The organism is Candidatus Nitrososphaera evergladensis SR1, from assembly GCF_000730285.1.
GTDB lineage: Archaea > Thermoproteota > Nitrososphaeria > Nitrososphaerales > Nitrososphaeraceae > Nitrososphaera > Nitrososphaera evergladensis.
On sequence record NZ_CP007174.1, the window covers coordinates 1569561 to 1583179 of the forward strand.

The window sequence follows — 13619 nt, forward strand, 5'->3', positions numbered from 1 at the left end:
TCTATCGTTCTAATTCGCGCTGGCAGTTAGATATAGTCGTTTCCGTCCGGCTAGGCGTGCTTTAGGACGGAGTAGTCGTGGATCCTGATCGCTTCGGAGACGAGGCGGTTCTGAAGTTCAAGCGCCTCCTTGCCCTCCGGGTGCTTGGCACTCGCTATTGATTCTGCGACCATGTTGATGATGTGCCTGAGCAAAAACTCGTCGCCCCTTGAGGATTCCGCCTTGTACGTCGAGTTGGCCTTGTTCACGAAAACGACGTTGTCGCTTGTGAAACTGTATCTTGAGTCGGACTCGTCCTCGTACGGGATTACCTTGAACCCGATCCTTTTTAGCGCAAACGTCTTTTTCACGATTGGCTTGCGGATCTTTTTTGTCCTGATGACCGTGCCATCGACCTGCTTTTCGTCAACGACATCGACTACTTCGCCCTGGACATCTGACGCTTCTTCCACCGGCACGGACCTGTACGACTGCGGTTCAGCTACTGTCTCTTGTTTTGCATGTTCGGCCTTGCCCATGCCGCTGCTTTCAGGCGCAAGCGGCTTGATCTCTTCATATTCCTGCATCTGCGCGCCGCCGTGCCTTGCAGCAGGATGCTTGTCTTCTTCCTCCCCTGACTTGGAAGTACTAGTCCTGACCACTTCTTTTACGTCGACCATCTCGTAGCCCTGCACTTCTTCCTGCGTTTCAAGAGTATCGACCATCGCCTGGCCGAGAACCTTGTCTATCTCGCGGTAGATCTTGGACTCTTCCCTTGTTATCAGGACGTCTTCGTACTCTGTCAGGCTGGGGATTACGGTGTCGATGACAAAAGTCTTCATGGATTGGTTAAACCTGATGTATTCCTCGTCCTCTATCAGCGCCGACTTGTCGGCAAACCTCGACGTGAGCGTGTCGCATCGGACGTAGCCGGTGACGCGGCTGAGCTTTGTGTCAAAGCCAAAGTTGCTGCGAGTCACGATGTGGTTTCCGACCATGACTGCGATCCCGCGCTCTTCGTCTGAAAGCGGCCTGCGCGCTATTACTATCTCGCCAGCTATCTTGCCTCCATCAAGGCTGACTGGGATCTTGTGGCCCTGGATGTCCGGAGCTGTTATCTTTTGCGCACCGGAAAAGTCCCATTCTGAGAACGAATCGGCAGACTTGATAAATACTTCAAACAAAGGCTGGCGCAGTATTGCAAGCTTGCGGATTTCTTTTGCCAGTTTAAAGATGTCGCTTTCAACCTTTGAGCCAGACATTACAAGCTCGGTGCCGTCGCGCTTTAGCGCCGGCTCCTTCAATTCGTCAAGGGCGGCGTTTCCTGTGAAAAGCCTGTCGAGGACGTTTCCATCGATCATGAACGCCTTGTGGAACGAGCCGCGCCTTGTCCTTATCCTCATGCTCTCAAACGAGGTGAGAAACGACAGCCTGCCCGTGCCGTACCTGCCTGTTCTCAGCCTCTTTAGTTTCGGAGAAATGGACTCGACTTTTTTGTGGGGCGAGCCAAGAAGCAGGAACTTTTCCATGCCGTTCTGATCCATTCCAGAGTCATCCTCGATTGATATTCCATTCTTGAGAACCGTGACGAGAACCTTCGTTGCGTCTTCGTCAAAGGCGTTTTCAACCAGCTCTTTGACGATTTCTGTTGGGGAAACCCATGTTTTAGTTGCGAATTCCTTGAAAAATGACGGGTGAACCTTGAGTTGAGTGGCCATCTCTAGTGAGAAAGGTAAGCTGTATACCTTTATTAAATATGCGCACGGTGCAACGATTAACAATCTGCTCTAACGGTTCTGACCTGAAAAAGGGGCAAGCTTGCTTGGCACAGTCTCTGGAAGTTCAAGGCTGCGCATAAAAAAAGAGATGGTTGGGTGGTGATGATGATTGAAGAAAAAAACTTTTTCCAGGTATTTGCTCAGGCCCTCTCTCTGTCTTATGATACCTTGAGCTCGCCAACCATAGCGGGGTGGAGCGAGCAGAAGTACTTGAAGTCGCCTGCTTCTGTTGGCTTGAATTCAAGGGTCTTGCCTGGCGGAATCAGTTCTGGGCTCTTGTCGGGCTTGACGCCAAACTTGCCGTCTGGAGTCCCATTGGCGCCCGACTCTACAGTGTGTATTGCACCGTCCTTGTTGGTCCACACCACTGTGTCACCTACGTGCGCTTGTCCTGGATTTGGAGAAAATGCATCATTTGTTTTGGTTGATGCCCCCGACACAATGTCGATGTTGACATTGGCAGCATAGGCTGCTTGTTGGCCTGCAGCAAGAGCTAACACGGCCGTTGCCAAAATAGCCGCAACTCCCGCTGCTAACATTGTTGCTTTCCTGTTCATCACTAGATGCGAACTTGTAAAAAATTAAAAGAGTTTTGAAAAAAATGTAGAAAATTGTTGTAAAAGATTTCTCGTTCTGCGTGCATAACCTGCGAGGCCTCTCGGAGGGGATGTTGGTTTTTGGCCGCAAGCTAGATATGTTTTTCAGCATAAAACTCTGTCATGGTGGACAAATGCGCCTGCGGCAGGGAGATCAAGTCATTTGAAGCCTGCTCGCCACTTGGATGCTCCACGTTCTTTGTGTGCTCGGGGTGCTTTAAGGAAACTGCCAGCTGCTCTTGCAGCCCTGCTGCTAGTACTACTGCATGATCCTGTAGCGCAGAATCGCGCCTATCTTGCCAAGCGATCCTAGCTGCGCGCCTTCCTCCGTCTGGCCTGAAATCACCTCAAGCCTTGTCCCCGTCATTGTAGCAAGCTCTTGGAGGTAGTCTACGATGTCCTTTTCAACGACTTCAAAGTCGGATGCACCGCAGACGGGGCACGGCTTTGACAGGATCTCCTGCTTGGTCGCCGTGAGTGCCGCGCGGTCGATTATCTTTTCCTGCACGTTCTTGCACGACTTGCACTTGAAATCCAGTTTCATGTACGAAATGTCGCTTGTGACGAGCACCAGGTCTGCCATGTTGCCCTGCAGGGCTTTTACGACGTCGAAAATGCCATAGATGCCCAGGCCCTTGCTCGAATGGACCTCTCCCATGAACTTTTTGACGAGCTGCTTTTCCTCCATGACACGAAACTCTGCAAGGATGCCGTCCTTTTGCGCCTTGTCTATTATCTCGCGCACGCCCTCGTCGCCAGAGTACGAGGTGTCAAGCGTAGCCAGCACGTTGTTTTGCAGGCGGTAATCAAGGTACTCTTCCTTTAGGAAACTCTCCTTGGTGGGGCCCGGCCCGCCGACGATTATGCCCTTGACGTTGAACTGGTCGATAAAGACCGCCTTGGCGTGGTCCGCAACGCGGTGGTAGTATTCGTTCAGCTCGTTGTCGCGCAGGCGCTCAAACCTTCGGGCCGACTGCCCTCCCTGCCTGTGCTTGCCTGCGACGCCAGAAGTCAATGAATCAATCGCCTCCCACCTGTCACCAGTCAGTATGCCAAGGCCTGCTTCCTGCGTGTCTATCGCAAGGATGCCTATCACCTTTTCGTCTTTTAGCATCTCCCTGAGGTGGTCCGTCCAGAAATGGTCGTCGCACCTGTACAGGCTGATCTGCACCGGCTTTGGGGGAATGACTGACGTCAGCTCTATCTTTTCGGTGCCAAAGCCCTTGCCCGTCGGTATGGCGCCGCAGAATATCACGAGGCCGTTTTCAGGCGTTTCTTTGAATAGTTTTAGGTGCTCCATCGTCCTGCTCAGGGCGTCCTGCACGTGGTTTCGTGTAAGGTCCGACTTTATGTTAGAAGCCGTGCCTGCCTCGTTGCGCAGCTGGGAGATGACGTCAAATATCGGGCGCCTTGGTGGCACATAGACGGTGACAAGCTCGGTGCCGTGGCCGGCTATACTTGACAGTTCGTTTATCATCTTGGTCAGCTTGTACCGCTTGACCGAATCCCACTTTTCTGCGCCGTTGCCACTATTCACCATAAACAGTCGTAACGACAAAAATCCGCACGCACATAATATAAAACTACGGAAAAAACCCGCAAGACTATATAAGTTGAAAAGACAAAATCAAATTGTTTGTTACCGCGCCTAGAGTACATAAAACAAGCAAGGATGCGCCTTGGGATAACCCAGCGCAAGCTGGCCGGGCTCACCGGGGTCAGTACCTCGATGATAAACCAGATTGAATCTGGAAGGTGCAAGCCCAGCTACGAGACTGCCCGCAAGATATTCGAAGCCCTTGGCTCGCTTGAGGGCAAGACGTCGATGAAAGCCGGCGACATCTGCAGCAGGAAGTTGATATCCGTCCAGAGAGACGAAAAGCTACACGAGGCAATTGACATGATGCGCCGAAACTCCATCAGCCAGATACCAGTGCTTGACGGCTCAAAGGTGGTCGGGATACTGACGGAGGATGGGCTTGCCAAGATAATGGTTGAAAAGGACGAAGGCGAGCTCAAGGACTTTAAGGTTTACCAGGTGATGGAGTCGCCTCCGCCCATAGTTGACGTGTCGACTCCTGCAAAGGCCCTAGTACCTCTTGTGCGGTTTGCAAAGTGCATACTCGTAAGCGAAAAAGGAAACGTCATGGGCATAGTGACGATAACTGACACGCTAAAAATGGTCGAATAGCTACTGCTGCTACTAGTCGCGCAGGCTTTCCAGGCCGACGCAGCAGTCTGCGCATTTCATGCACTCGCCGCAGATGCTGACTTCGCTTCCCACTGGCAGAGTTGTGCCGCAGAGGGCGCATTCCTTCCTTTGTGGTGATGATGATGCCTGCTGCCGCGCTTGCGCTTTCTTCACGGAAGACGTACATGCGTAATCGGTATTTGAATTCTTCTGCCTTTCCAGGCAAGCAACGGTTTTAAGCGGCAGGCGATACTGTCGTTCTAGCCACAAGATGAACTCGTTTTCAATAGTATTTTCAAGCAAGGCACACATCGCCCTTGCTATTGCAGTTGCGGCAGGCTTTTGGGTGCTGATGGCTCACTTTGACCAGCTGCTATTCTTTTCGCCAATCCTTGCCTTTGACGTGCCGCCAAGCGGATGGGCGGGGTTTGCACTTTCGACCATAACGGCCGTCATGCTTGGAATAGTTGTGAGCATGAACGTCTACATATTCAGGACGTCTGAAGTCAGGATAGGGGCGTCGTTCTTTTCCGGATCTACTCTTGGCGTCATATCGAGTGCCTGCGCTGGCTGCACGTCAGCTGGCTTTTTCATGGCTAGCACGTTTGGCGTCGCCGGGGCCGCTGCAACTAGCATCTTTGTGCAGTACCAGTTGCCCCTGCGCATTGTCTCAATAGGCCTTCTTGCGTGGGCGCTTTATTCTGTGAACAGGCGCGTGACTCGGAGCTGCGCAATAAAACCAAGTAACAATATGGAAGAGCAGCGGTAGTAGTTAGCTGGAAATGCCGACCGGCCCTTCCATATTGTGAATGAAGTAAGCCGAGGCTGTCGACTTACGAGAACCAATCTGCCGAAAAGGGCTTTTACCCTTTATCCAAACCGTTTATGATTTGTTGCAAACGCCTTTGAGCAGGCAGGATCCGGTGAATCGACTTTTGGCGTTCTTTTGTTGTTACTGCTACTTGAATTCTTCTTCAAGGATCTTGCGCTTTTTGCTCATCTGGAAAAGGCTGTCGGTTCTTTTCAGCGCCTCTTCCCTTGGGCGCCTAAACGCCATCGACTGGATGAGCATGTGGTTTTCCGGTATCACCATGCCTGTCTGGTCGTCAGAGTAGCCCAGCTTCACGGTGTCATCCTGCACGCGCAGTATGTCGCCGTGTATGTGGACCATGTTGGTGTCGCCGTGCGCAAAGCCAAGCTCCATCGCCTTTTTGCGGACGTCTCCCGTGCCCTTGGCGGAGCTTAATATCGCCACTCCAAACTCGTTTCTGTAGCATTCAAGCAGTTCGTCCTTTGATGGCGCTTTTCCGTCAAAGCGTATCATCATCTGGTGCAGGTGCATCATCCGGGAAGGCACCTTGAAGGCGTCGACGTACAGGTTGGCGTCAGGGATAAAGTCCTTGACGTCGTCCTGGTGGTGCGGGTGCCTGTCCCATTCAATAGAGTCCTTGACAGCCTTGGTGTCCTCGAGGTCTGCCCACCTCCTGATGAGCGATACGTCCCAGCGCTTTATGCGCGGGCCGTATTTTTCAACAAGCGGCTGCATTATGCGGCCCATGCCGGACACGTTGCAGCTGCCCTGTATGACGTACTTGCGCCCCTGCGCCTTGGCATAATTCACGCGTGAATTGTGTATCATGTCTGCCACTGCCATTTCGCCGTGGCGGTCCTCTCCTCCCTGGAATATGGCAGTCTTTTTCATCGGCTCGTACATTGACTTTTTGTTCTCAAAGCCGCCTCCTTCCTTTGCAGCGTCTACCACAAGATCAGCGGCGGCAACTGCATCCTTTACCGGCCCTGTCACGTTGTAGCCCTTTTCCTTAAAGGCGGCAACCATGTTTTCCGGCACGAAAACGCTGTAGCGGTTGTCCAGCGCTTCTTTGACCTTGTCGTCTATTGTGTACTTGGCAACTCCGACAAACTGGATCTCCTTGTCTGCAGAAAGCGCGGTCGCAAGGCGCCGGCCGATGTTTCCATATCCGTTTATGAAGACCTTGACCAAAACCATTCACTCACTCTTTTTTCTTCTGAAGGCAAGGTGTTTTTTGCAAGTCTTGGATTATATATCTTCCCAGATTGGTGCCTAGAGCCTTTCTACACATGTGGTAAAGCGCACTAGATTTAAATACAATAAAAGCACCTTTCCGGTGGAGTCAAATGGAAAGAGGCGGTCGCTTTTGGCAAGAATGCAGCCCGTCAACCGAAGGTTAGGTCTTCTTCCTTGGCCGGAAAGAAAAAGAAAATCCTAGTTATCGACAACTATGACTCTTTTGTGTACAACATCGCCCAGCTGCTGGGCGAGATGGACACCGAGCCCGTGGTCATAAGAAACGACAAGATAACGCTTGCACAGATAAAGAAGATGAAGCCGGACGGCATAGTTATCTCGCCCGGACCCGGCCACCCTGCAGACAAGAAATACTTTGGCGTCTGCACCGATGTTATACAACAGCTTGGACACAAGACTCCGATACTTGGAGTCTGCCTGGGGCACCAGGGCATAGTACATGCCTTTGGAGGCAAGGTGATAAACGCCAAGAAGGTCAGGCACGGCAAGACAAGCACCATCGAATATGGCGACAGCAGCGACAGGCTCTTTGGAGAGGTGAGCAATCCCTTCCGGGCAACCCGCTACCATTCGCTTGTCGCAGACAAGGAAACCATCCCTGACTGCCTTGAAGTCACGGCCCGCGCCAAAGACGACGGCGAGATAATGGGCATCAGGCACAAGCAGTACCCAATCGAGGGCGTCCAGTTCCACCCAGAGTCGATACTGACCGGCGAGGGGCGCAAGATACTTTCAAACTTTCTCTCACTGGTGGAAAAATAAAATGAGCACCGCGCAGGCAGACCTGCGGCCGGCCATACGCAAGCTGGTCGCAAGGACCGAGCTTTCGGAGGCAGAAATGGCAGATGCGCTTGATTCTATATTAGCTGGCGAAGCTTCTGAAGCTTCGATTGCGTCGTTTCTTGTAGCCCTTGCCATGAAGGGCGAGACGCCTGCGGAACTTCGCGCAATCCTCAAGACAATCAGGCGCCATGCCACGAGGATAACGCCTGCTGTCGGCGGCCCGCTCATAGACACCTGCGGGACCGGCGGGGACTCGATAAGGACGTTTAACGTCAGCACGGCCGCGGCAGTCGTGGCGGCTGCCGCAGGCGCCAAGGTTGCCAAGCACGGCAACCGGTCTGTATCAGGAGTCTGCGGGAGCGCAGATTTCCTTGAAAGCATCGGCCTTGACCTGAACGCGCCGCCGGCTAAAGTGCAAAAGTGCATGGAAGATACTGGCATCGGGTTTTTGTTTGCGCCGGCATTCCACCCTGCAATGAAGAACGTTGCGCCGGCAAGAAAGACGGTAGGAATACGGACTGTCTTTAACGTGGTAGGACCGCTGAGCAACCCGTGCACAAACATTTCAGGCCAGGTTATAGGCGTATTTGAGCCGTTTTTCATGGAGACCCTTGCCGAGGCCTGTAAGGGCTACATCAATGAGGCGATGATAGTGCATGCGGCAGATGGCTTTGACGAGCTGTCAAACACGTGCGAAAACGACATCCTGTGGGTGACCGGTGACGGCCAGACAACAAAGCGCCTGCGCCTGAGCCCAAAGGTGGTGGGCATGGCAGTTGCAAGACCTGAGCAGCTGGTGGTGACTACAAAGGATGAATCGATAAAAAGCACGCTTGCCGTGATATATGGCAATGGCCCGCAGGAAAAAGAGGACATGGTGGTGCTCAATGCCTCTGCCGCGCTCGTGGTGGGCAAGGTTGCAAGCGACTTGAAGGAAGGGGTAGAAATTGCACGTGGCGCAATAAAAAGCGGACAAGCGCAGAAAAAACTTGCGCGGCTTGTCAGCGAGTGCGGGAATAAAGAAGCGCTGGAGCAGGCAGAAAAGAAATACCTTCTCCTCTAGCCTGCTGTTATTCGTCAGCGTCCTTGGACTTCTTTTTCGGGGCTTCTTCCGTGTCGTCGATGCCTTTTTCGTTCACGGTGAACCGGACATCGGAGTAGGGGTGGTACGGGCTGTCGATTATCTTTGCCACCCTGTCGTTCCCTGCCTTTCTCAGGTAGATGCGGTATGTGGACGCATGGCCTATCACGTTTCCGCCTGCGGGCTTGGTCGGGTCGCCAAAGAACGTGTCCGGCGTTGACTGGACTTGGTTTGTCACAATGACTGCGACGTTGTAGATCTCGGCTATCCTGACCAGCTTGTGCATCAGGCCGTTGAGGCGCTGCTGCCTGTCGGCGAGCGTGCCCCTTCCAGAAAACTCGGCCCTGTGGAGCGAGATGATGCTGTCGATTATTATCATCTTGGCCTTAAAGTCGTCAATGTACTTGCCCATCGACTTGACAATCAGCTCCAGATGGCTAGAGTTGTATGCCTTGCATATGGCTATGCGCTTCAATACCTCGCTTGCGTCAAGGCCCCTTGCCCTTGCTATCTGGTCGACCCTCTCTGGCCTGAATGTGCCTTCGGTGTCTATCAGTATCACGCCGCCGCCAAGGCCGCCCTCAGAAGGCGGCTGCTGGGCCGTGACGCACAGTGTATGGCATATCTGGGACTTGCCAGAGCCAAACTCGCCGTAGAATTCAGTTATCGCCTGCGTCTCTATGCCTCCAAGCAAGAGCTCGTCTAGTGCTCTTGCACCTGTCGAGCAGCGCAGGAGCGACTTTCTCTTTTCAAGCTCAACGTCGGCAGTGGTAAACTCGTTGTCAAGGACACCGCTTTCGCGGAGGAGTTTCTGCGCTGCCATGATAAAGTTGCTAGCAGTCTCTTTAGAGCCTCCAAGGTCTGTTGCAAGCTCGTCTGCAACTGCAGTAGCCAGTTCCATGACTGAACTGATGCCTGCCTCTCTCAGCTTGCGAGCAGTGGTCGGCCCGATGCCTTCAATGTCTTCTATTTCAAACTCCATTACATTTTTGGAAGTTTCGGTCATATTTCTGCTTGTTACGATACTAACGGAGTATATAATATCAGATGCACTTGTGGGGGAGGGAGGGGGCGGGTGGTGGTAGTAGTGATGTCGTCAAATTCTTGAAAGGTGAAAAAATGTCCGGGGAGAAGCCCGGACAAGGATAACGTCACTTACTTTTTCTTCTTTCCTGCCTTCTTCTTGGCAGCTTTCTTGGCAGGCGCTTTGGCCTTGGCCTTTGCGCCGCCTCCACCGCCGCCAATCTTGAACATCTTGGTCCCGCAGACCGAGCATGTTCCAGAAAGCGCGTTGCGTCCGTTCTTCATGGTGACCTGTTTTTCTCCCTTCATTTCCCTCTTTGCTTTACACTTTACACAATATGCTTGTGTTGCCAACGTGCCTACGTCCCGCACGCTTGGATATAAGAATAGCTCCAAAATGGCCGATTTTCGGTCGTTTGGGCATGAAATTGGTGCAAAGTTGCTCAAAATGCAGCCACTAAATAAAAAAATCTGCAACGAGTGAGCAAAAATGGGCCATTTTTGGCTAAAATTATGCTGGAAAGCTTGTCCCGCCGCATACCTGTGGTGGAATTCGCCAACCCCCACCTCTTGGCGATGTCTTGAAATCGGCATACGTCACGAAGGAATTTTCGGTGTCTGCCTCTGTTTTTCGCATTTCCGTCCTTAAAGAATTGACGATTTTCATAGCACGCATAACCTGTCAGTCGCTTTTCTTAATGCCCACGTCCCTTGCCTATGAAAAAGAATTGCTTTTGCAAACTTGCAGATCTTTTACTGGCCTGAAGAGGCACAACATTTCATGCATCCGTTGTCCTGAAATGTTCTTTCAGAGATATAGCAACACAATCTGTCGGCATAGAGATTATATTTTTATACTATTTTTGCTCGTATTCTGAGTGTCTTGGAGGCAGACGGCAAGGCGCTAGAATCGCTTGGGTGGGAAGACCTTGTTACGCTAAAGCGCAAGGTCGCCGGCGATCTGAAAAGCGTGACCGACAGGCTGGTTGACATTGACAGAAACCAGTTTCGCGCCATAGTCACGGCCATCAAGACCCAGAAAACGGCGCTAGACTCTGTTACAGAAAGGGCAAGGCAGGTGAGGGCAGAAGTCGACAAGCGCAACTCTGATCTCCTGTCAATAAGCGAAAAGATCTCGCAGTCCAAGAATTTTCTGAGCATGATGGAGGCAAGGCTTCCAGCAGAAAAGGAAGAAGAGTTGCAGGCAATTGTTGCGTCAAACCAGGCGCTGGTTGACGCCAAGCAGTACAAAGGCGAGCGCGAAAAAGGCGAGATACTCTCAAAGATAAAGGACGCCTCTATGAAGATGGAGGCGATAAAGGCCATCCGCACGATAAAGGACCAATACGTCATGCTCACGCAGCAGTCTGCAGACATTGGCAACGCAGTAAAGGCACTCAACGACGAGCGCGACGCACTGCGCGTCAGAACGGCAGAAATCAACGTGGAAATGGACAAGCTGTACGACGCAAAGCGCAAGCTGGCAGCGGAGCGCAATTTGCGCCTTGCCGAGTACGAGGATATTGTCAAGCACTTTGACGCGATAAACGCACGCCTGGATGAAATGTCTGCGATGAGAAAGCGCCAGCGGGAGGAGTACGGCTACAACCTGCCAAGCGACGCGCTGTTTAAGGTAAAAGAGACTGCCAGAAAGAAACTAGAGTCAGGCTCTAAACTCAGCCTTGACGAGCTGCGACTTCTTTACAGCGAAAAGGATTAAGACGTACACCATAGCAAAAAAAGCCTGCATGGCGATAAATGACTTTGCGCTTGCCTGCGCCATCGACAACTCGCCGGGCTACTTTACCTATGACGACCAGACTATGCTCATCATCCAGTCGGCGCAGGACGCAAAGGCAGGTCAGAGCAGCTTTTCCTACATCGAGCCTTTCATGGACGCACTAGTGTCGCACGAGGCCATACACGTGGCCATAAAGAAACTGGAAGGCGACGACGCTTCTGAATCGCTTGACGACATCGAAGTCATTGTAGAGCATAACGGCAGGCGCTTTCAAGTCACGCTGAACAACATCCTGTTTGCAAGCGACAACTCGGGCCTGGTCATGCCCTACTAGAGTAACATGCCTTTTTGAGCGATGCAGAAAACGCCTTCAGCTCTTTTAGCATCGCTTTTCTGTTATTCTTGGCGTTTGAAATCCTGTCGACTAGAGCGCTTCCAACAATTATCGCGTCCGCGCCGGCGTTTACCATAAAGCGGGCGTGCTCGGGCTTGCTTATCCCAAAGCCCACGCCGACGGGAATCTTGCCGCCTGCGGCTTTCTTTGCGCGCTGCACAGCGTCTTTTGTATAGTTTTCAAACGTGCGCCTTGCGCCAGTGATGCCGTAAACCGAAACAAGGTACATGAACCCTGAAGAGTTTTGCGCTATTTTTTTCAGCCTTTCTTCAGGGGTGTTTGGCGATGCAAGGAAAACCGTGGCCATGCCGTTGTGCGCCGCCTTTGGCAGATACTCTGATGCCTCCTCGACAGGCATGTCCGGCAGGATAAAGCCGTCTATGCCTGCCTCTTTGCACTTGGCGATAAAGTCACCCCACCCTGGCTTGACAAAGAGGTTCGAGTAGGTCATTACAAGCAATGGAAGGGAAGGGTGCTTTTTCCTCACCTGCTTTGCCAGTTGTAGCGCCTTGGCAGGCGTGGAGCCGCGCTCAAGCGCGGCCTGCGAGGCGCGCTGGATCGTCGGGCCGTCAGCTATCGGGTCTGAAAACGGTATGCCGATCTCGATAATGTCGGCGCCGCCTTCTACAAGCGCGTCGATGATTTGCGCAGTAGTCTGAAAGTCTGGAAAGCCGGCTACCACATAGCAGACAAGGGCGCATTCTTTATTTTCCGCAAGGTTTGCAAACCTTGCGTCTATCCTGTTTTTGTTACTTTCTTGTTGCATGATGCCTGCGGCCCTTTTTTGAATTGAGGTAGTCCTGAACTACGGTCACGTCCTTGTCTCCCCTGCCGGACAGCGTGACAACTATGACCTCGTCTTTGTCCATCTCTTTTGCCATCTTGACGGCGTGCGAGATCGCATGCGACGATTCAAGCGCAGGGATTATGCCTTCCAGTCTTGAAAGCGTAAGAAACGCCTCCACCGCCTCGCCGTCTGTGCACGGCACATACTCAGCGCGGTTTAGGTCCTTTAGCATCGAGTGCTCCGGCCCGACGCCGGGATAGTCAAGCCCTGCAGATATGCTGTGGGTGTCCATTATCTGGCCGTCCTTGTCCTGCAGGACATAGGTAAACATGCCGTGGAGCACGCCTGCAGTGCCTGCAGTCAGCGTCGCGGCGTGCTTGCCGGACTTGATGCCCTCCCCAGCCGCTTCTACTCCCACCAGCCTTACAGAGGAATCGTCGACAAACGGATAGAAAGAACCCATTGCGTTGCTCCCGCCGCCGACGCAGGCCACGATTGCGCTTGGAAGCCTGCCGTACTGGCGCTGCATCTCATCTTTGACCTCCTTGCCTATGACGCTCTGAAAATCCCTGACCATCATCGGGTAGGGATGCGGGCCCATCACGGTCCCTATGAGGTAATAGGTGGAATTGACGTTTGAGATCCAGTCGCGTATTGCCTCGTTGATGGCATCTTTCAGGGTCTTTGTGCCCGAATCGACAGGGTGGACCTTTGCACCCAACAATTGCATACGGAACACGTTGAGTTTCTGGCGCTCGACGTCCTTTGAGCCCATGTAGACCTCTGCAGACAGGCCAAGCATTGCGCACGCAAGGGCAGTCCCGACTCCGTGCTGACCGGCGCCAGTCTCTGCGATTATCCTCTTTTTGCCCATCCTCTTGGCCAGCAGGCCCTGCCCAAGCGTGTTGTTGGTCTTGTGCGCCCCGCCATGCAGCAAGTCCTCGCGCTTTAGCAGTATCTTGGCCCCGCCGGCGTATTCCGTGAGATTCTTTGCAAAGTACAGCGGGGTGGGTCTTCCGGCGTACTGGGTGAGGTAGTAATGCAGCTCTTTTTGAAAGTCCAAGTCGTTTCGGTACTTTTCATAAGCAGATTCTAGCTCCCGCACTGCCGGCTCTAGCGTCTCGGGTATGAACTTGCCGCCATACTTGCCGAACTTGCCGCCAACGGGATAGCTTCCAAGCATCTCTCTATCTATACG

At 52.7% G+C, this 13619-nt stretch carries 14 protein-coding genes and 1 pseudogene; 6 read left to right on the forward strand and 9 right to left on the reverse strand.

The features are described from left to right. Window positions 1–50 precede the first annotated feature (50 nt). From NTE_RS08480 to prf1, 3 genes are all read right to left on the reverse strand, one after another. Window positions 51–1697, reverse strand: a complete 1647-nt coding sequence (locus NTE_RS08480) for an ATP-binding protein (RefSeq protein ID WP_148700628.1) — start codon at window positions 1695–1697, stop codon at window positions 51–53. 218 nt (window positions 1698–1915) lie between these two features. Continuing rightward, complete coding sequence (locus tag NTE_RS08485) at window positions 1916–2296, reverse strand: cupredoxin domain-containing protein (protein WP_158385289.1); 381 nt, start codon at window positions 2294–2296, stop codon at window positions 1916–1918. A gap of 316 nt (window positions 2297–2612) precedes the next feature. Continuing rightward, complete coding sequence (gene prf1 / locus NTE_RS08490) at window positions 2613–3893, reverse strand: peptide chain release factor aRF-1 (RefSeq protein WP_148700630.1); 1281 nt, start codon at window positions 3891–3893, stop codon at window positions 2613–2615. Between the two features lie 96 nt (window positions 3894–3989). On the opposite strand from prf1, the gene NTE_RS08495 reads away from it, so the two are divergent. Next, complete coding sequence (locus tag NTE_RS08495; protein ID WP_148700631.1) at window positions 3990–4544, forward strand: CBS domain-containing protein; 555 nt, start codon at window positions 3990–3992, stop codon at window positions 4542–4544. 12 nt (window positions 4545–4556) lie between these two features. Here NTE_RS08495 and NTE_RS16560 read toward each other — a convergent pair whose 3' ends face one another. Beyond that, complete coding sequence (locus NTE_RS16560; RefSeq protein ID WP_158385291.1) at window positions 4557–4718, reverse strand: hypothetical protein; 162 nt, start codon at window positions 4716–4718, stop codon at window positions 4557–4559. Between the two features lie 97 nt (window positions 4719–4815). Here NTE_RS16560 and NTE_RS08500 point away from each other — a divergent pair, with 97 nt between their 5' ends. Then, window positions 4816–5313, forward strand: coding sequence for a hypothetical protein (locus NTE_RS08500; protein WP_226986921.1), 498 nt, complete (start codon window positions 4816–4818; stop codon window positions 5311–5313). Between the two features lie 189 nt (window positions 5314–5502). Here the strand turns inward: NTE_RS08500 and NTE_RS08505 are convergent, their stop codons facing one another. Continuing rightward, entirely contained in the window at window positions 5503–6552 is a 1050-nt protein-coding gene (locus NTE_RS08505; RefSeq protein WP_193354066.1) for a type II glyceraldehyde-3-phosphate dehydrogenase, read from the reverse strand. 213 nt (window positions 6553–6765) lie between these two features. On the opposite strand from NTE_RS08505, the gene NTE_RS08510 reads away from it, so the two are divergent. Beyond that, on the forward strand, window positions 6766–7374 hold the full coding sequence (locus NTE_RS08510) for an anthranilate synthase component II (RefSeq protein WP_148700633.1): 609 nt from the start codon (window positions 6766–6768) through the stop codon (window positions 7372–7374). Window position 7375: 1 nt separating this feature from the next. Next, a complete protein-coding gene (gene trpD / locus NTE_RS08515; protein ID WP_148700634.1) occupies window positions 7376–8458 on the forward strand; it encodes an anthranilate phosphoribosyltransferase in 1083 nt (360 codons plus the stop codon). 7 nt (window positions 8459–8465) lie between these two features. On the opposite strand, the gene radA is transcribed toward trpD, so the two are convergent. Together radA and NTE_RS17590 are read right to left on the reverse strand one after the other, a co-directional pair. Beyond that, the gene (gene radA / locus NTE_RS08520; protein WP_148700635.1) at window positions 8466–9482 is read right to left on the reverse strand and encodes a DNA repair and recombination protein RadA; all 1017 of its coding nucleotides are present in this window, start codon (window positions 9480–9482) and stop codon (window positions 8466–8468) included. A 233-nt stretch (window positions 9483–9715) separates the two neighbouring features. Then, window positions 9716–9853 (reverse strand): annotated as a pseudogene (locus NTE_RS17590) (DUF5679 domain-containing protein); the annotation flags it as partial. 529 nt (window positions 9854–10382) lie between these two features. Here NTE_RS17590 and NTE_RS08525 point away from each other — a divergent pair. After that, complete coding sequence (locus NTE_RS08525; RefSeq protein WP_148700636.1) at window positions 10383–11219, forward strand: coiled-coil domain-containing protein; 837 nt, start codon at window positions 10383–10385, stop codon at window positions 11217–11219. Window positions 11220–11247: 28 nt separating this feature from the next. Further along, a complete protein-coding gene (locus NTE_RS08530; protein ID WP_148700637.1) occupies window positions 11248–11574 on the forward strand; it encodes a hypothetical protein in 327 nt (108 codons plus the stop codon). On the opposite strand, the gene trpA is transcribed toward NTE_RS08530, so the two are convergent. Together trpA and trpB are read right to left on the reverse strand one after the other, a co-directional pair. Then, window positions 11561–12400, reverse strand: coding sequence for a tryptophan synthase subunit alpha (gene trpA / locus NTE_RS08535; RefSeq protein WP_148700638.1), 840 nt, complete (start codon window positions 12398–12400; stop codon window positions 11561–11563). The genes NTE_RS08530 and trpA overlap by 14 nt on opposite strands. Continuing rightward, window positions 12384–13604 carry a tryptophan synthase subunit beta gene (gene trpB, locus NTE_RS08540; protein ID WP_148700639.1) on the reverse strand — a complete coding sequence of 407 codons (1221 nt, stop codon included), beginning with the start codon at window positions 13602–13604 and terminating at the stop codon, window positions 12384–12386. Before trpB ends, trpA begins: the two co-directional genes overlap by 17 nt. Window positions 13605–13619: the final 15 nt, after the last annotated feature.